This is a genomic window from Hyphomonas sp., assembly GCF_965284475.1.
Taxonomy (GTDB): Bacteria; Pseudomonadota; Alphaproteobacteria; order Caulobacterales; family Hyphomonadaceae; genus Hyphomonas.
In genome coordinates this window covers 1,925,623-1,943,495 of record NZ_OZ260087.1, presented here as the reverse complement: position 1 = coordinate 1,943,495, position 17,873 = coordinate 1,925,623, and the positions used below count along the sequence as shown (strand labels likewise).

The 17,873-nt window shown below is 62.4% G+C and carries 19 protein-coding genes and 1 riboswitch; of the genes, 4 read left to right on the top strand and 15 right to left on the bottom strand.

The window, feature by feature from the left end:
• Positions 1-3: 3 nt before the first annotated feature.
• The 3 genes from coaBC to ACQ66M_RS09540 form a co-directional block, all read right to left on the bottom strand.
• Entirely contained in the window at positions 4-1,236 is a 1,233-nt protein-coding gene (gene coaBC, locus ACQ66M_RS09550; RefSeq protein WP_430403466.1) for a bifunctional phosphopantothenoylcysteine decarboxylase/phosphopantothenate--cysteine ligase CoaBC, read from the bottom strand.
• 101 nt (positions 1,237-1,337) lie between these two features.
• The gene (locus tag ACQ66M_RS09545; RefSeq protein WP_430403464.1) at positions 1,338-1,754 is read right to left on the bottom strand and encodes a hypothetical protein; all 417 of its coding nucleotides are present in this window, start codon (positions 1,752-1,754) and stop codon (positions 1,338-1,340) included.
• A gap of 112 nt (positions 1,755-1,866) precedes the next feature.
• A complete protein-coding gene (locus ACQ66M_RS09540) occupies positions 1,867-3,396 on the bottom strand; it encodes an AarF/UbiB family protein (protein WP_430403462.1) in 1,530 nt (509 codons plus the stop codon).
• Between the two features lie 81 nt (positions 3,397-3,477).
• Here ACQ66M_RS09540 and ACQ66M_RS09535 point away from each other — a divergent pair, with 81 nt between their 5' ends.
• Complete coding sequence (locus tag ACQ66M_RS09535; protein WP_350174006.1) at positions 3,478-3,645, top strand: hypothetical protein; 168 nt, start codon at positions 3,478-3,480, stop codon at positions 3,643-3,645.
• A gap of 11 nt (positions 3,646-3,656) precedes the next feature.
• Here the strand turns inward: ACQ66M_RS09535 and ubiE are convergent, their stop codons facing one another.
• Positions 3,657-4,442: a bifunctional demethylmenaquinone methyltransferase/2-methoxy-6-polyprenyl-1,4-benzoquinol methylase UbiE gene (gene ubiE / locus ACQ66M_RS09530; RefSeq protein WP_430403460.1), complete on the bottom strand. Its 786-nt coding sequence runs from the start codon at positions 4,440-4,442 to the stop codon at positions 3,657-3,659.
• 48 nt (positions 4,443-4,490) lie between these two features.
• Between ubiE and mutM the strand changes: the two genes are divergently transcribed.
• Positions 4,491-5,336 carry a bifunctional DNA-formamidopyrimidine glycosylase/DNA-(apurinic or apyrimidinic site) lyase gene (mutM, locus tag ACQ66M_RS09525; protein ID WP_430403458.1) on the top strand — a complete coding sequence of 282 codons (846 nt, stop codon included), beginning with the start codon at positions 4,491-4,493 and terminating at the stop codon, positions 5,334-5,336.
• Here mutM and ACQ66M_RS09520 read toward each other — a convergent pair.
• From ACQ66M_RS09520 to ACQ66M_RS09470, 11 genes are all read right to left on the bottom strand, one after another.
• A complete protein-coding gene (locus ACQ66M_RS09520; RefSeq protein WP_430403456.1) occupies positions 5,333-6,535 on the bottom strand; it encodes an FAD-dependent oxidoreductase in 1,203 nt (400 codons plus the stop codon). The two genes, mutM and ACQ66M_RS09520, sit on opposite strands and share 4 nt — an antisense overlap.
• Positions 6,536-6,750: 215 nt before the next feature.
• A complete protein-coding gene (locus ACQ66M_RS09515; protein ID WP_430403454.1) occupies positions 6,751-7,971 on the bottom strand; it encodes a glycosyltransferase family 87 protein in 1,221 nt (406 codons plus the stop codon).
• Positions 7,972-8,099: 128 nt separating this feature from the next.
• Positions 8,100-9,272, bottom strand: a complete 1,173-nt coding sequence (locus ACQ66M_RS09510; protein ID WP_430403452.1) for an acyl-CoA dehydrogenase family protein — start codon at positions 9,270-9,272, stop codon at positions 8,100-8,102.
• A gap of 30 nt (positions 9,273-9,302) precedes the next feature.
• Entirely contained in the window at positions 9,303-9,650 is a 348-nt protein-coding gene (locus ACQ66M_RS09505; protein WP_430403450.1) for an MmcQ/YjbR family DNA-binding protein, read from the bottom strand.
• 10 nt (positions 9,651-9,660) lie between these two features.
• The gene (locus tag ACQ66M_RS09500) at positions 9,661-10,761 is read right to left on the bottom strand and encodes a DUF3667 domain-containing protein (RefSeq protein ID WP_430403448.1); all 1,101 of its coding nucleotides are present in this window, start codon (positions 10,759-10,761) and stop codon (positions 9,661-9,663) included.
• A 16-nt stretch (positions 10,762-10,777) separates the two neighbouring features.
• Entirely contained in the window at positions 10,778-11,668 is an 891-nt protein-coding gene (locus ACQ66M_RS09495; RefSeq protein ID WP_430403446.1) for a lysophospholipid acyltransferase family protein, read from the bottom strand.
• Between the two features lie 74 nt (positions 11,669-11,742).
• Positions 11,743-12,903, bottom strand: a complete 1,161-nt coding sequence (locus tag ACQ66M_RS09490; RefSeq protein ID WP_430403444.1) for an acyl-CoA dehydrogenase family protein — start codon at positions 12,901-12,903, stop codon at positions 11,743-11,745.
• Positions 12,904-12,949: 46 nt separating this feature from the next.
• Positions 12,950-13,870 carry a homoserine O-acetyltransferase MetA gene (gene metA, locus ACQ66M_RS09485; protein WP_430403442.1) on the bottom strand — a complete coding sequence of 307 codons (921 nt, stop codon included), beginning with the start codon at positions 13,868-13,870 and terminating at the stop codon, positions 12,950-12,952.
• A gap of 58 nt (positions 13,871-13,928) precedes the next feature.
• A riboswitch (SAM riboswitch) is annotated at positions 13,929-14,006 on the bottom strand.
• Between the two features lie 22 nt (positions 14,007-14,028).
• A complete protein-coding gene (locus tag ACQ66M_RS09480) occupies positions 14,029-14,502 on the bottom strand; it encodes a GNAT family N-acetyltransferase (protein WP_430403440.1) in 474 nt (157 codons plus the stop codon).
• A 1-nt stretch (position 14,503) separates the two neighbouring features.
• Positions 14,504-15,316, bottom strand: a complete 813-nt coding sequence (locus ACQ66M_RS09475) for an enoyl-CoA hydratase/isomerase family protein (protein ID WP_430403438.1) — start codon at positions 15,314-15,316, stop codon at positions 14,504-14,506.
• A complete protein-coding gene (locus tag ACQ66M_RS09470; RefSeq protein WP_430403436.1) occupies positions 15,313-16,335 on the bottom strand; it encodes an NADP-dependent oxidoreductase in 1,023 nt (340 codons plus the stop codon). The genes ACQ66M_RS09475 and ACQ66M_RS09470 overlap by 4 nt, the downstream gene beginning before the upstream one ends.
• Positions 16,336-16,454: 119 nt before the next feature.
• Between ACQ66M_RS09470 and ACQ66M_RS09465 the strand changes: the two genes are divergently transcribed.
• Positions 16,455-16,802 carry a DUF3088 family protein gene (locus ACQ66M_RS09465; protein WP_350173978.1) on the top strand — a complete coding sequence of 116 codons (348 nt, stop codon included), beginning with the start codon at positions 16,455-16,457 and terminating at the stop codon, positions 16,800-16,802.
• Positions 16,803-16,857: 55 nt separating this feature from the next.
• Positions 16,858-17,796: an NAD(P)H-dependent flavin oxidoreductase gene (locus tag ACQ66M_RS09460; protein ID WP_430403434.1), complete on the top strand. Its 939-nt coding sequence runs from the start codon at positions 16,858-16,860 to the stop codon at positions 17,794-17,796.
• The last annotated feature ends 77 nt before the right edge of the window (positions 17,797-17,873 follow it).

Sequence of the window (17,873 nt, the reverse complement as noted above, 5' to 3'; positions counted from 1 at the left end):
AGCCTATTCCGCCGCGAGGCGGACGCCATCACCATCATGGCCCAGCTCCGACGCGATTCTCCGGGCCAGGCGACGGGCGACTTCATCCTTGCCCATGCGCGGCCAGCGCTCGGAGTCATCATGCGAAATCAGCACGACCTCATTCTCAGCCCCACCCATGACATCGCCGGACACATCATTGGCGACGATCCAGTCGCATCCCTTCCGGTCAAGCTTGGCACGGGCATAGTCTTCGACATCGTGCGTTTCAGCAGCAAAGCCGATGACCAGGCGCGGACGGTTCTTGCGCTTGTTCGACAGCGTTTTCAGGATGTCCGGGTTCTCGGCGAGTTCCATGGATGGCGCCTCGCTGCCGGCGCCCTTGATCTTCAGCTTCTTGGTCGCCGCGCGTGCAGGCCGCCAGTCGGCGACGGCGGCGACAGAGATGAACACGTCGGCGGGCAGTGCATCCTCGCAGGCCTTGAGCATCTGGCGGGCCGTTTCGACCTGCACCAGTGTGACACCACGTGGTGGGGCAAGCGCGACAGGACCGGAAACCAGCGTGACGCTTGCCCCCTCTGCGGCAAGTGAGGCGGCAATCGCATAGCCCTGGCGGCCGGAGGAATGATTGGACAGGTAACGGACCGGATCAAGAGGCTCACGTGTCGGACCTGCGGTGACGAGCGCATGGGTACCAGCCAGCGCCCCTTGCCCCGGTCCCTTCAGCTGGGCCTCGATGGCGGCAACAATGGCGGGCACGTCCGGCAGGCGGCCGGGACCGAATTCACCACAGGCCATGGCGCCTTCATCCGGCTCCATGACCGTAACGCCGTCCGCGCGCAGCTGGGCGACATTGCGGATCGTCGCGGCATGCTGCCACATCCGCACGTTCATGGCGGGCGCCATGAGGACCGGCTTGTCGGTCGCCAGCAGCATGGTCGAGGCGAGATCATTCGCGAGACCGGCATTCGCCTTGGCCATCAGATCGGCCGTTGCCGGGCAGACGACAACAAGATCGGCAGAGCGCGACAGCTGGATGTGGCCCATCTCGGCTTCGTCATCGAGATCGAACAGCTCGGTATAGGCCTTTTCTCCCGACAGGGCTGAAACCGATAGCGGCGTCACGAATTCCTGTCCGGCACGGGTCACGATACAGCGGCTGGCAATGCCGCGCCGGCCAAGTTCCCGGATCAGTTCCAGGCTTTTATAGGCAGCAATACCGCCGCCGATGACAAGGAGGATGCGCTTCTGTTCCATGGGCCTCAGATAGGTTGCTGGCACATTCTTACCGCAAAATCCTTGCACAAACCCCACAAAACCCCGTGAAAGCGCGGCTTCCGGTAAAGATTCAGGCCGATTCAGTCAGGATTTCGCCGGGTGCGCATCTCGCGAACCGATTGTGGCGCATACACGATCACGGTCTTGTAGGGATTGCGCGGGCGTTTCTTTATGCGGGTGATTGTCCTGCCTGTGAGGGCCGGAGCGGGCAATTCTGCACCCGTCATGCCGGCTTGGGTCACCGAACTGCCGCGGAAAACACGAATGCCGGATCGGGAGGTCGCCTGCCCTGAATCGACCGAGATGATCCGCGTCTGGCTGGAGGATTGCGCCGCATTGCGAGGCGGTGCGCCCAGAAGGTCCGGTGCCGGCCAGGCGCCTGATGGCAGGAAAAGGCTGGAATGATCAACCGGCGACCCGACCCGGATCAGGTCGCGCGCCAGCGCTTCAGGTGCGATGAGGACGAGGCTGGCCGCCGCAAAAAGGAATGGTTTCATGGCGGATCCCTTCCGACTCGGAAAGGCAGACCATAGGGCAATCGTTAACGCGCATTAAGGACTTACACCCTGCGCGAGAGTTCGGTGCACGCATTACGCCAGCGACGCCATGTCAGAACAGGTCGGCGAAACCGGCATAGGCGATGAGGGAGAGCATGATGGTGAGGCCGAACCATCCCCACCATGGAGCAAAGCGCTCGCGACGAGGGGGCAAGGGCAGGGTGGCAGGGGTGTCCAGTGATGCCTCGAAACGATCCATGACGTCCGGCAGGCGTTTCAGGCGGTTGGCGACCTCGCGCAGATTGTCCCTGACAAGCCTGGCCGCGCCCTCGGGCCCGAAACTGCGCCGCACCCAGGCCTCGACGACCGGCTCTGACGCATTCCAGATATTGTGCCCCGGATCGATCGCGCGGGCGACCCCTTCGACCTGTACCATCGTCTTCTGGAGCAGCACCAGTTCGGGGCGCATCTCCATGCCGAAGGTCTGCGTATAGTCGAACAGCTGGAGGATCACCCGCCCCATCGAGACCTCTTCGGCCGGCTTGCCATGGACCGGCTCGCCGATCGAGCGCAGGGCCTGTGCAAAATCGCCCACCGACTGGGTCGAGGGCACGTAACCGGCCTCGAAATGCACCTCGGCGATCCGCATATAGTCGCGCTTCAGGAAACCCCAGAGGATTTCAGCCAGGAAGCGGCGCTCGGTCAGGCCGATGCGGCCAATGATGCCGAAATCGACGAGGGCGACCTTGCCTTCCGGCGTGATGATGATGTTGCCCTCATGCATGTCGGCATGAAACACGCCATGCTCGATCGCATGGGTGAGAAAGCCGCGCGTAATGTCATTGGCAAGAGCAACACGGTCGATGGCGGGATTGTCCAGCGCATCGGGATGCGTGAGCGCGATCCCGTCCACCCAGTCGGTAGTCAGCACGCGGCGGCCGGTCCGGTCCCAGTCAACGCGCGGAACCTGGAAATAGCCACTGGACTCGCTGAGTTCGCGCATCTCGTCCGCACCGCCCGCTTCCAGGCGCAGGTCGGTTTCGCGCATCATTGCGGCGGCGATGGTTTCGGTGAACGCGACCGGTCTCAGGCGGCGGCTTTCCGTGGAGACGCCTTCAATCGTGCGCGCGGCACGCTTCATCGCCGAGAGTTCGCGAATGAGCTGGCCTTCGATTCCGGGTCGCAGGATCTTGACCGCCCGCGTGCCGCCAGAGGTTTCCATCTTGTGGACCTGCGCAAGCGAGGCGGCGGCCAGCGGCGGCCCGAGGTCCGGAAAAAGGCGATTGGCTTCGTCCAGGCCAAATTCCTCAACGAGCGCGGCGCGTGCCAGCCTGGCCGAGAATGGCGGCAGCCTGTCTTTCAGGCGGCTGAGATCGGTCGTTACCTGCGATCCGAACACATCAGGGCGCGTCGCGAGGAACTGGCCGAGCTTGATATAGGCCGGTCCCAGCTTCTCGAGGGCCCGGGCAAGGCGCTCGCCCGGACGCCCGCGCGCACCGCCACCAAAGATCCGCAACACACCGCCTGCAATGCGCGCAGGCACTGGCAGGCGCGACTGGTAGGCGGCAGGCAGGATCACGTCATGCCGGGCCAGCGACGTACCTGCCCGCATCAGGCGCAGATAATCTGACAGCGCACCCATCAGATCAGGCCGTCCGAACGGGAACCTTCGCACGGGCACGCGCGTTGAGGTGCTGAACTGAACAACACAAAGGGGCCTGACATGGCTGACTTAAACACGAATTCGAACGGCTTTCTGTATTTCCTGGTGGGCGCACTTCTGGTGGGCGTGATTGGCTTCGGCGTCTACTATTTCACGCAGGACCACAGTGCTCAGGCCGATCTCGAAATATCCGTCGGCGAAGATGGCATCAAGGTTGATGGCAACTGATTGACAGGTCATCAGACTGCCCAGCCAAAGTGCAGGGCAGCGATGCCACCCGAAAAATTTGTAACGGAGACGCGGGAAAATCCCGCGTTTTCCATTTCTGTCCGGAAGGTTTCCTGATCCGGGAACTGACGGATTGACTCCACGAGGTACTGGTAGCTTTCACGGTCGCCCGCCACGAGGCTGCCAAGGCGCGGGATGACATTGTAGCTGTAGGTATCATATGCCGCCTGCAGGGCTGGCGCGGTCATGTGGCTGAACTCGAGCACGCCAAGCCGTCCGCCGGGCTTCAGCACGCGGCGGAATTCCTTCAGGCCGGCAACGCGGTCGGCAAAGTTGCGAATTCCGAATGATACTGTCACGGCATCGAAGGTGCGATCAGGATAAGGCAGGTTCTGGCCATCGGCACAGACCCAGTCCAGACGCCCTTCCCACTTCGCATTGTCGGCGCGGGCCTTGCCAGCCTCCAGCATGGCATCATTGATATCGCACACAATGGCGGTCGCCCTGGCACCCACGCCGCGCCGTTTGCCCGCCTTGTCTGCGAGTTCGAGGAAGGCGCGCGCGAGTTCGCCCGTTCCGCCGGCCACATCCAGATGACGTTCGCCCGGCTGGGGGTTCAGCTTGTTCATCGCATCATGCTTCCACAGGCGATGCACACCGGCAGACATGAGATCGTTCATCAGGTCATAGCGGGAGGCGACCGAGCGGAACACGCCCTTGACCCGGGCGACCTTCTCGGCCTCCGTCACCTCTTCGAAACCGAAAGAGACCTTACGCTCAGTTTCTGCGTCTGACATGCGCGCCACCATAGTTACCCTGACTGCCATAGGCTATATGCGATAAGAATGCCTGAATTACCTGAAGTCGAGACAGTTCGCCGCGGACTTGCCCCTGTGATGGAGGGTGCGGTCATCCAGTCATTGCTGCAGAACCGGCCAAACCTGCGTTTCCCCTTTCCCGAGCGGTTTGCCGAGCGCGTCAGCGGCGCGCGCATTGAGCGGATGGGGCGCAGGGCGAAGTTCCTGACACTGGACCTGTCGACGGGCGAGGTCCTGGTCATGCATCTTGGCATGACAGGCCGGTTCACGGTGGGCGGGGGTGCAACGGCCGATTTTCACCATGCGACGGGCAATGACGCGCGCCATGACCATGTCGTGTTCCAGATGGCAGACGGGCGATCCGTGACCTATAACGACCCGCGCCGGTTTGGTTTCATGGAACTGTGGCCAGCCGCCACGTTCGATACCTATCCGCGCCTTGCCGCCATGGGCCCGGAACCGCTGTCAAACGCGTTTTCAGCCACTTATCTGGATGCGGCGCTAAAGGGCAAGGCAACGCCGATCAAGGCGGCCCTGCTCGACCAGTCCATCATTGCCGGCCTCGGCAACATCTATGTCTGCGAGGCCCTCCATCGCTCCGGCATTTCCCCGAAGCGCAAGGCCTCCAGCATTCCGGGTCAGCGCGCAGCGCGTCTGGCACCAGCGATCAACCAGGTGATTGCCGAGGCGATCGATGCCGGCGGGTCGTCGATTTCGGACTTTGCCAATGCCAGCGGCGAGCTTGGCTATTTTCAGCACCGGTTCGACGTCTATGACCGCGAGCACAAGCCCTGCAAGACGTGCGGCGCAAATGTGAAGCGGATCGTCCAGTCCGGCCGGTCGAGCTTTTATTGCGGGACGTGCCAGCGCTAGCGCCCGGGCCGAAGGCCGAGCCGCCAGAGCGGCGCACCGAGGCCGCCCGACACCATCGCCGCCAGAACCTGCGGGCCGGGCCAGATGCGGCTGACGGGCGCGGCAAGCCAGTCGCGGATCAGCGGCAGGACGCGCGAGTCGGACTGGTAGACCGGCGTGAACAGGAAGCTCATAAGCTGGAACAGGCGTACATGGCTGGCCCGCATGCCGGCATAATCGGTCAGCGCGTCGCGCAGATCCGCTTTCCGGCCAATCGCGCGGGCGAGCGCGAAGGCATCCAGAAGCGCCATGTTGGCCCCCTGCCCGAGTTGAGGACTGGCGGCATGCCAGCTGTCACCGAGGTGAACGATGCGGCCGGACACGGCGGGCCAGTGGGTGCGATGGCGGTAGCGGGCGAAGGTAAGGTCAAGGTGGGTCCTGAGGGGGGCGAGGAGGCGGTCGGTCTCGGGCCAGAGCGCGAGCGCGGCATCGCGCCAGTGCGTGAGCGGCGCCGCGCGCCAGGCGTCATGCTGGTCGCCGCGAATGGACCAGAAATAGGTGACTGTTCTGTGTCCGTCCTCTGCCAGGCTGCCGGATGGCATGACGCCGGCCATACGGCTGGCGGCCTCGTAGCGCTGTTCGAGTGCATCGGCGTGGAAGCCGCTGGCGTCAGGCCAGGGCAGCGTCGCCCAGAGCGCGCCATAGGGAAGTTCCCGGCTCGGCGAAGCGGCAAGGACGGAGCGCACGCCCAGTGCATCAACAACAAGGTCGAAGGGTCCGTGCATTCCTCCGCCATCATCCAGAAGCGTCGCATCACGCGGATTGGCGGCCGTAATGCGCGTAGCCGCCACGATGCGCGCGCCTGCTCCCAGCGCCGCCTCATGCACGAGTCGGAACAAGGCGGGGCGCTGGATCGATACGCCCATCAGGGCGGGTCGCAGGGACCCGTATTTCACGTCCAGTACAATACGGTCAGACGGTTTCGACAATCCGTAGAGGCGCCGTATCGGCGCGCCCAGCTTTTCGGCCTGCATGCGCAATCCGAGTTCATTGAGGATCGTGAGGCCCGTCTCCTGCAGGATCAGGCCGGACCCGACAGGACCTGCCGTCTCGAACTGGTCAAGCACGGTTACTCGGTGGCCTTCGCGGGCCAGGAAGGCAGCCGCCGCCAGCCCGCCTATGCCCGCCCCGGCAATGCCGATATTGAGGGGTTCCGCCAAATCGCTACAGCCGCCTAGAAGACCACCGAAGGAGCGTCCCCGCCCATCATCGATCGCTGAATGTTCATTGGACGCTCCCCATGCCTTCGGCGCCAGACGCCCGCATTTCCTGTAACTCTGGCACATTCGCGCCCGGTCAGGCCAGTCACGATTATCCGGATCGGACAGGATGCCCGCGCATGGGCGCCACGGGCCATATCACCGGCTGGTAAGTCTTATGCGACGGCTCGAGCAGCCGCCTCGTCAAGTGCACTGACAGTGTCAGCCTGGGGCACCGCCTTCAGTATCCAGACAGCCAGCAAGGCCAGGATGAGGGGTGTTCCGGGCAGTCCGAACATCGTCAGGACGACACCGACAGGGCAAAGCGACATGGCCAGACGATAGGTGATCCGGTCCAGCCTGTCTGTCTCGAAACGGGTGCAGAGGGTGAGCATTACCCAACCGAGCACAAGCGTGTCATAGGCCATCAGGTAAGGCGTTGCGAGGAATGTTGCGACGAGGAATGCCGCATATCTGAGAAAGGCGTCCTGGGTCCGCCGGATGACGAGGATCATGAAGAATAGCGCCGTTGCCATGGCAAGCGCATGCACCATCAATGCTCCTGATCGCGACGCGCCAAGCACGGCCATGTCGACAAGAACGGTCGGCATCAGGCCCAGCACAAGCGGGCTGGACTGGAACAAGGTGGCAGACTGGTTCGATATGCCAACCGTGAGGTAATCCTGCCACGCCTGCCAGCCATGCACCGCGACCGAGACCGCAAGAAAGCCGGCCGAGAACAGGCCGGCATATACGCAGACGCGCCAGCGCCCGGTGGCGAGAAGGAACACGGGAAGCAGTACGCCAATCTGAGGCTTGACGGTCAGCAGGGCAATCAGCAGCCCGGCCAGGACAGGGCGCGTATCAAGTGTCTGGTAAATCCAGACAAGGAGGACGGCGAGAAAGGCGGACACCTGCCCGCAGATCACGAGCACCGCAATGGTCGGCACGACGAAGAGCGCAATCCGCAACGGCGCATCCGGAAACGGGCGAACAATGGTGAACCAGTAGAGCGTGAGGCCGAGGAAGGTAAAGACCGCCAGGGCCATGTGGTAACCCAAAAGCCCGAAGGGCGCCGCGACCAGCATATAATGAGGCGGATAGGAAAAAAGCTGGTCTGGATAGTTGTGACCGGGGATCAACGCGTCGAGCCGGGCATTGTAAACGAGCGGGTCATAGTAACTGGCCCCGGCGCCAGTCCATGCGCCCTGACCATAGTGCCAGAAATTCACGAAGTCCCGTCCGAAGATGAAGCCACGCTCATCAACGAAATAGCCGTGTTCGATCCGCAAGGTCCACACGAAGAATACGATCACTGCAATATTGAGCAGCAAGAGCGGCATATTATACTGGCGGATGAGCGCCAGGTTGGGCGCTGGTGGGCTTTGCCTGATCACTTTCTCCCCCGGAAGCCGAAGTCGGGCTGACGGAACACGCCCGGCTGTCTTCTACCATACCAGCAACTTAAAAGTGATTAACCGGCACCCTGGGATTACAACTTTCTGCGTGCGACGGGGACGCCGCGTCAGACCATGCCACCATCGGTCGGCAAGCCGAACAGGATGCGGCCCGTCAGTTCCCATGTCGAAGGGGCCGTCACGATATGCTGGGTGATGGCGTGGGCATCGCGGAACCGGCGTTGCAGGTCTGAGGATTCGAACAGGGCCGCGCCACCGCCAAGGTCGTACAAGGTGCGGCAGATATCGGCACCCGTGCGTGTCATGTGGGTGCAGGCCATGCGCAAGGCAGCACGGCGCTCCATCGGGATCGCCCCCTCTTCCCCCGTGGCAATTGCCCATGTCTTGTCGATTTCGTCGAAAAGATAGGCCCGCGCCGCGCGCCAGGCGGCTTCGCAACAGGCAAATTCGGCCTGCATGGTCTGGCGTTCAGCGAGCGTTTTGGTGGAGCCCTGCGATTTCTTGGTGGTGGCCAGCGTCGCAAAGGCATCAAGTGAGCCGCGCGCGTTACCGAGGGCCACAGCGCAGACGCCCAGTGACAGGAGGCCAAAGGCGGGAAACTTGAACAGGGCGCCCGGTTCGTGCGGCTGGTCCACCACCAGCGAGACTGACCGCGCCTTGGGCACGCGAATGTCCTTCACTTCGATGTCGCCTGATCCTGTGCCTTTCAGGCCCATGACATGCCAGGTGTCGAGCAGGGTCGCATCCGAAGCCGGGAAGACCATCATGCGTGCATCCGGCGCGCCACTGGGCAGGCGCTTCATCTCGCCATTCTCCCAGACCGTACAGCCGCCGCAGAGCCAGGTGCAGTTGGCCGAGCCCGAGCCCCATTGCCAGCGCCCCGACACGCGATAATGGTCGCCCTCGTCAACGGCCTTGCCCATGGGCGCAAAGACGCCGCCAGTGATGATGTCCGGGTCGGAATAGATTTCGCCGGCTGTGGCCGGATCCATATAGGCGGCATTCAGGGCGGTTGTGGCGCCGATCATGGCACACCAGCCGGCGCTGGCATTTGCGGTGGCGAGGGCTTCGACCGTTTCGACAAAGTCGTGCGGCGCCAGCTCCAGCCCGCCGAAACGTTTCGGCGTGATCATGCGGAAGACACCCGCCCTGGCCATTTTCGCGGCGAGGTCCTCCGGCAGGCGGCGGACTTCCTCCATCTCGGCTGCGCGGGCGGCGAGTTCCGGCTGCAGCGCACGGGCGGCGGTGAGCAGGTCGGCAGGCATATGTGTATCAGGCATCTGCAAAGACTAGACCGGATCACGGGCGCGTCAAAGCGTGAGTTCACCATGAAACCTGGGCGGGGCAGCATGACGCCACGACAGGGTGAGCGCTGACCGCAGGGTCAGTTCATCGCATACTGCAAGGCGGATCGAGGTTGCGCCCTTGTCGCCCCATTTGTTGGGCACCTTGAAGAAAAAGTCCGGCTCGGCCTCCACAAGCATGGCCTGCTCCTCCGGCGTCAGGAACACGTTCGAGAATTCGTGGTGCGGCGGCAGGGTGCAGAAAATCCTGCCCTTGGGCACATCGACCCGAAAACTGGCCCAGTCGAAATGCGGTTTCTCGAGAGCGCGCGGAAAGGCGAGGGCAATCGTGCGGAGCTGGTCAGGCGTGATCATGCGCGGCGCCTCATAATGACAAGGCGCCGAAAATGACGGCCATCAGCAGGGCCGACAGCAGGGCGCAGAAGTAGATGCTGTCGAGCGTTACTGTCCTCAGGATGGAACTGAACGCGCCACGCCCGTAGACGACGCGGTTGAGGCGGTAGAGATAGACGTTTGAATAGATAATCAGGGCAAGCGTCACCCAGCCCCAGCCGACAAGCTGCGCGCCAATCACACCGATCGACATAGCGAAGAAGAGTGCGGCATGGAAGTGCAGCGATACAATCAAGTGGTCGAAGAACAGGAACTGGCGCCGCCACAGATAGACCAGCGCCAGAAGGCAGGCAAAGACCGGCAGCAGCACGAACATCATGCGCGGAATCCAGCGGCGCGTCTGCTCCGCGAGCAGGCCCGGCCTGTCCATCACCTCTGCAAAGCGGGCGGCGTCCCCGTCGCCTTTCTCGCCGGCCTCGCGGATCGCGTCCAGCGCTTCCTTCGGCATCAAGCCGGCCCATTCCGCATCCGGTGGCGCTGGCGCAGCCTCCTCGCCCGCGGTGACGGAAGGCGAGGCGACAAGGCCCGGAATGCCGCCGCGCCACATGGCCTCGGCCTGGTCCATGCCACTGATCGCCTCCTGGTAGTCTGCCTCGGTCATGTCGCCCTGCTGATAGGACTTTTCGATCTGTGCACGCGCCTCCTCGAAAGTTGGTTCGACCTGCGACATGAAGCCGACGCGCTGGCCGATCACGACTGGCAGGAGCACAAAGAAGACCAGCGAGGCGAGCACATAGAGACGGAAGGGCGGAATGAAGCGCGCCCTTTGGCCATCGAGATAGAGACGTGTCATGCGGCCGGGATGAAGCAGCAGGTCCGGCAGGGTGCGGGCGACACGGCCATCAATCGCGAACAGGGTCTCGATACTCTCCCCGACGAGCGACCAGAAAGGACGGCGGAGGCTCTGGGCGCCCTGGCCGCATGCGTGGCAGAAATCGCCGACGAGCGCCTTGCCGCAATTCAGGCATTGCGTGTCATGCGCGGCCGACTTCAGGGGCCCGATCCTCGCGACCGCATCTGCAGCGGCGTGCTCTATGGCCGTGTCGGCCGCACCGCCCAATGGGTCGCTCATGCTTCGTCCTCCCGGCCTAGCGGAAAACCAATGGCTTCTTCGCCATGAAGCGGCGCGTGGCTTCATGATATCGCAAAGTCTGCCCCGTCGGGGCAAGCCCATAGGTCTTCTCACGCAGGAATTCCATCAGGCCCTTTCGCTTGCCAGCGTCTTTCAGGGCTTCCGGTGTCAGCGTCTCGCCGATGACGACCGGCAGGGCCGTTCCCATGCGGCGTTTCACTTCGCGGAAGACCAGCGCGAGGCGCAGTTCCAGCGAGAGGTGGCTGGCGAGCTGAAACAGGCGGGAGTTCTGCCCCTCGAAATAGACAGGTGTCACATGCGCGCCGGAATGCGTGATGAGCTTGGCGGTGAAGGGCTTCCACTCATCGTCCACCGCCGTGCGGTCGAACGGGCGCGGCGTGGTGGCAACACCGCCGCCGGGAAAGACGATGACGCAGCCGCCAGCCTTAACATGTGCCAGCGCTTCCTTGCGCATCACGACATTGGCAGCGAGGGCTTCCTTCGTGCCGGAAAAGTCGACCGGCAGGATATAAGGCCTGGCTTCGGGTACGCCGTCGAGGGCGGTATTGGTCAGCACCCTGAAATCCATCCGGCGCAGGCTCGTCAACCAGCAGATGACGAGGCCGTCCAGCACGCCAAACGGATGGTTCGCGACAATGACCAGCGGGCCGGTACGCGGGATTTCGGCGAGGCGCGAGGCAGAGAACTGCACATCGAGATCGAGCAGCCGCATGGCAGCTTCGAAGAAGGGCACGTCATCGGCGAGATGATCGCGAAAATGCTCGTAGAGCCGTTTGATCCTGGGCTGACCCGACATGCGCTCGACCGTGCGGATGAGGCGCCGCTTCAGTGGATCGTCGAAATAGGACGCGTAGGAGAGTTCTGGGGACGCCTGGGTTTCGATCACGCGTGCTGGTCCTGTGAACCTGCCTGCAGAGCGCTCATCCTGAGCGAAGTCGAGGGATGAGGAGCTATCGGCATCTAGAGTCTCAACATCCTTGCAAGGTTGTTTTTCTGGATGTCGCTGGAGCCACCGACAATCGGCATGCCAAGCAGGTCGCGGACATTGCGTTCGATGTCATAGGCATCCGACAGGCCATAGGCGCCGATGACCTGCTGGCAGGCAAGGCCGATTTCGACGCCCGTGTCGGCGACATAGAGCTTGGCCATGGCGGTTTCCACGCTGCACGGCTGGTGTTCGCTCGCGAGCCAGGCGGCATGATAGAGCATGTGTCGGCAGGCGGCGAGTTTCGTGCGTGCGGTAACCAGCTTGTGGGCGATGGCCTGATGTTTCGAGATCGGTTTGCCGAACTGCGTGCGTTCCTGCGCGTATTGCCAGGCCTCTTCCAGCGCGGCGCGGGCGATGCCATAGGCGACGGCGGTGATCTCGATCTTTTCGACATCAAGCGCCCGGCCGGCAAGAGCCTCCCAGCCCTTGTTCCACTTGTCCGGGCCGCCGACGATAGCGCTGGCGGGCAGGCGGACATCATCAAGGAAGACGTCCATCGAGTCCGTGTAGCGCAGGTTTGCGTGGGCGATGGGCTGCATCGAGACGCCGGGCGCACTGGTGGGCACAAGGACGAAGGTAAGATTGCCGTGGCGGTCTTCCGGGCCGCCGGAGCGGCAGAGACAATAGATATAGTCCGACCAGTCCGCGCCCGTGCACCAGCGCTTGGCACCGTTGATGACAATCTCGTCGCCCTCTCGGGTGACGCGCGTCTCGACGCTGGGCAGATCGCCGCCGACATTGGGTTCGGACAGGCCATAGCAGAGGAACATTTCGCCGCGTGCCAGCTTTGGCAGCAGGGCCTCCTTCTGCTCAGGCGATCCGTTCTCGGAAATGTTGAGACCGCCATAGAAGGCGGCATGGATGAAGGGGCCCGCCATGCTGGGGCCGCCCTGGCAAAGTTCCTCGATCACGGCGGCGGCGGCATAGATGTCCTCGCCCTGGCCGCCGTATTCTTCCGGTATCGTCAGGCCGATCAGGCCCATCCCTGCAAGGTCCCTGAACAGAGCCCTGTCCCATGTATGGGCCTTGTCCCATTCGCGACGCTTCTCGCGGGGCATTTTCTCGGCCACCCAGCGCGACAGCTGGCGGCGCAGTTCGGTGACATGGGTCGGTTCGGAGGTGAAGCTGGTCATGCGAGATACCTAGTGTGATTGCCCCGTGCGGGAAAGCCGGATCTGTCTAGACCTCTCCGATGTGCGCCGCATCGAAGGGTGTGGTCTGGTAAACCTGGTTGATCCAGTTGCCGAACAGGAGATGGGCGTGGCTGCGCCAGCGGTTCAGTGGCTGGGCCCGGGGGTCATCGTCCGGGAAATAGCCGTGCGGCAGGCGGATCTGCTTTCCTGCTGCAATATCGCGCTCATATTCTTCCTTCAACGAAGTGGAATCGTATTCGATGTGATTGAAGCAATACAGATCACGCTGCGCCGGTTCCGACAGGAGGCATGGGCCGGTGACATCCGATTCCATCAGGAGCTTCAGTTCGGGGGCCTTTGCAATGTCTTCGGCGCGAACCTCCGTCCAGCGGCTGACCGGGATCTGGAAATCGTCTGAGAAGCCGGACAGGTAAGGCGAGGCCGGGGCCAGATTGCGGTGACGATAGACACCAAAGGCCTTTTCGGTAAGCATATGTTTCGGTACGCCATGCAGGTACCAGACCGCCGCCATGGCGCCCCAGCAGATGAAGAAGCTGGAATGAACATGCGTGCGCGTCCAGTCGAGGATCTCTGTCAGTTCCTGCCAATAGCCCACATCTTCGAACGGCAGCGTCTCCACGGGCGCACCGGTGATGATGAAGCCATCGAACTTGCGGTCGCGGACATTGGCCCAATCCTGATAGAAGCTGATCAGATGCTCTTCCGGCGTGTTCTTGGGCGTATGACCGCCGACCATGACGAGGGTCAACTCGACCTGCAGGGGCGAGGCGCCGATCAGGCGGGCGATCTGGGCCTCGGTGCGGATCTTGTTGGGCATCAGGTTCAGGAGGCCGATCTGCAAGGGGCGGATATCCTGCCGGATTGCATCGGTCTCGTTCATCACGGGCACGCCCTCGCGCACGAGCACATCCCGGGCGGGCAGCGTGTCTGGAATCCTGATCGGCATGGCCGTTACTCCCATTCTTCGGCATCGCGGGAAAGGGAGGCGGATTGCAGGCATCTGCTGGCAGTTCCGCGCGGCCTTTTAGCGACTTGTTTAACGTGGCTGCAAGCCGACCGGCCAAATCACCACAGGCATGCAAATAGTGCAGGCAGGCGCCTGCGTCAATTTCCGCCTGTGCGAACCGGGTGTAGCCGGTGGACAAGGCGCGGCAGCATACGGCCCGAAATCGAAGCAGATTCGGCCTCGCCATCGCGCTCGGCGCCCATGCGGAGGTAGAATTTCATGGCGTCAGGATCGCAATCAATCACGAGGTCCTTTGCGCCGGCATCCTGGGCGATCCGGCACGCCCAGACATACAGCATCTGGCCGGTCCCTTCCCCGAGACGCGCCGGTTCGACGAAGAGCTTTTCGAGCCAGGCCGTTTCCCCGTCAATGGCGACCTGCACGACACCGGCCACACCGCGTATGTCATCGGCAACCACGATCATGTCCGTGGCGGCATCGTCCTCGGAAATCGTCAGTTCGGCGCGAAACGCTTCAAGCATGTCGGGCGAATAGCCCCAGACAGCCTTTGACCGCATGCAGAGATCCGTCAGCGTGGCATATTCATAGTGACTGGGGGCGCGCAGCCGCATGTCAGTCTCCCGTCAGTTTCGGCGCGCGCTTCTCCTTGAAGGCAGCCACGGCCTCGCGCCGGTCATCCAGATAGTTCGATACGCTCTCCCAGCCGATGCTGGCGTCCATCAATTGCGCGGCGAGAGCGCGCAAAGGGATATTGGCGGTCGTCTTGGTCCAGCGCACAGCCCATTTCGGGTTCGCCTGGAGCTTTGCGACAAGTTCAGCCACTTTCGCATCAAGCTCGGCGGCAGGCACGGCATAGTTGATCAGGCCGAGGCGCTCGGCCTCCCGCGCACTCAACAGGTCACCCGTCATCAGCAATTCCTTGGCCTTCGCAAAGCCGATCAGCTGGGGCCAGATGAGCGCGCCGCCATCACCTGCGACCAGTCCTACCTTCACGTGCGGATCGCCGATCTTCGCCGTCTCGTCGGCAATGATGATGTCGCAGAGAAGTGCAATCGTCGCGCCGAGGCCTGCGGCGGCGCCGTTCATGCGGCAGATGATGGGCTTTTCCATGTTCAGCAGCGTGGTGACGATCTGCTTGGCGTCCCAGCCGATGGCACGAAAGCGTTCGGGATGATTGATCTGCTCTTCGAACCAGTCGAAATCCCCGCCGGCACAGAAGGCCCTGCCCCTGGCCGTGAGAATGATGATGTCGCTCTCACTGTCGCGCTGCAGGCAGTTGAAGACGAGCGCGAGTTCGGTATGCATCTGCTCGTCAACGCCGTTGACGGGATGGTCCGACGTGATCGCGGCGGTCAGGACACGTCCATCACGGGTGAACGCAAACCGCTCCCATTTATCAGTGGTAATGTCGTACTGCGTGCTCATTTTTCCTCTCCCACTCTGACGACGCGTCGGCCGAAATTCTCACCCCGGAACAGGCCGCAAAAGGCTTCCGGCATCGCCGTGATGCCGTCGAAGCGTTCCTCATTGCTCTTCAGCTTTCCGCTCGCCAGAAGACCGGCCATTGTCTGCAGGGCTTCGGGGAATTCGCGGGCGAAATCAAAGACAACCAGTCCCTGCATGTTCACGCGGTGGGTGATGAAGGGCTTGGTATTGACAATGCCCGGCGTCTGTTCCGGCGTGAGATTATAGTCTGCCACCTGGCCGGAAATGCAAATCCGTCCGTTGAGCGCCATAAGCGGCAGCACGCGATTGACCATGTCATTGCCGACATTGTCGAACAGGACATCAACGCCTTTCGGAAACCGCGCCGCGATGGCCGCCGTCAGGTCCGTCTCTGTCTTGTAGTTGATCGCCGCATCGAACCCGGCTTCGCGTGTCAGGAAATCGCATTTCGCGTCAGATCCGGCGATGCCGACGACTTTCGATGCGCCCCAGGCCTTTGCGAGCTGACCTGCGGTGGCACCGACCGGACCGGCAGCGGACGTGACGAGCACGGCGTCCCCTTCCCGGAATTTCGCCACTGTCTTCAGGCCGAACCAGGCCGTCAGTCCCGGCACGCCGAGCACGCCGATCCAGGCACTGAGCGGCACCGGGGCATCCGGCACCTTGCCGATAAAGCCCCTGCCTGACTGGATCGAATGCGTCTTCCAGCCACCCGCGCAGAAGACTTTCGTGCCGACCGGGAAATCAGCGTTCTGGCTAGCCTCCACGATGCCGACGCTGAAACCGTCAACCGGTTTTCCCAGCGGCAGCGCCATGGCGTAGGAATCGCCTCCAGACAGGCGCGACCGCGTGCCGGGATCAACCGAGCACCAGACATGGGCGACCCGGAACTGTCCCTCCTTCGGTTCGGGCAGCCCGGCGTTTTCCAGCCTGAAATCGTCCGGCACAGGGGCACCCTCACAATAGCGCGCCAGAACCACCTGCTGCATGTCTGCCATCGGCGAGACCTCCTCAACCCTTGATGGGCCAACATAGGCTGCAAGCGGATGCTGTCACGCCATGACTTCGCGGAACATGCGTATTAGGACGTCACAGAACCAGAGCGTGAGACCTGCCAATGCCCAGAGATGTCCTGTTCCTGTTGCCTCCCGGATTTGTGGGAAATGACCGGCGAGAGTTCTGCCCGGAATGTGCCGAGATATGGGGCGTGCTCAGTTATTTCCCGGCAATTCGCGACGCGCTGGACATTGTCCATGTCGGTCTTGAACACCCCCGAACAGAGATTGTCGCGGTGCTGGGCGAAGGCCGGTACAATGCGCCGACCTTGGTCCTGCACCCTGACACGCCGGTTGGACCGGATGTGAATGTCGAGGAAGCCAATGGCCTGCGCTATCTTGCCAGCGCCCGCAGTATCGCGCACCATTTTTCACACCGTTACGGCACCCCGTTCCCCCGAGGTCACTAGGCCTTTCACTGCTTCGGGGAAACACCGAACCCGACATGAAAAGACAGGAAGAACCATGACCACCAAGCCCGTCAGAACGCGCATCACAGAAATGCTCGGCATCGAAAAGCCGATCATCCAGGCCGCGATGGGCTGGATCGCCCGCTCACACCTTTCATCGGCCGTTTCCAATGCAGGCGGAATGGGCATTATTGAAACCTCGTCGGGCGAACTGGACGCGATCCGTGGGGAAATCCTCAAGATGCGCGACCTGACGGACAAGCCATTCGGCGTGAACGTGGCGCAGGCGTTTGTGCGAGACCCGAACATCATCGACTTCATCATCCGGCAGGGCATCAAGTTCGTGACCACGTCTGCAGGCGATCCGATGAAATACACAGGCATGCTCAAGGAAGCCGGCCTGACTGTGTTCCACGTCGTGCCCAGCCTCCAGGGCGCACTGCGTGCCATCGAAGCGGGCGTTGACGGGCTGATTGTTGAAGGTGGCGAAGGTGGCGGGTTCAAGAACCCGAAGGATGTCGCCTCCATGGTGCTGATCCCGCTGGTCTGTGAGCACGTGAATGTGCCGGTCGTGGCTGCCGGCGGCATTACGGACGGGCGCACCATGGCCGCCGCCTTTGCACTCGGCGCTGAAGGCGTCCTCATGGGAACACGTATCCTTTCGTCAGAGGAAAGCCCGGTTCATCAGAACTGGAAAACCGCGATCATCGACGCCGAAGCAACTGATACGGTCTTCCTCAACCGTTCCGGACCCGGGCCGGCCCTGCGTGCCCTGCGGACCGAACGCACCAGTCGTATCGAAACAGAAGGCAGCGCCAATATTTTTGGAGAGTTCGCCGATACGCAGGCTGTGTATTTTGGCGGCGACCTGGAAGCCGGGATCGCGTTGACAGGACAAGTCGCCGGGCGAATTCACGCGGTCAAACCGGTGGCACAGATCTTCGAGGAAACGATTGCGGAGTATCACGAGACGATTGCCCGTCTCGCACGCTAACCTGCAATGAACAGGCCTCAAATGCTGGTTTTTGCCCTGTTCCCGCGCTAAACGGGGTCAAATCCATCAAGAGGACG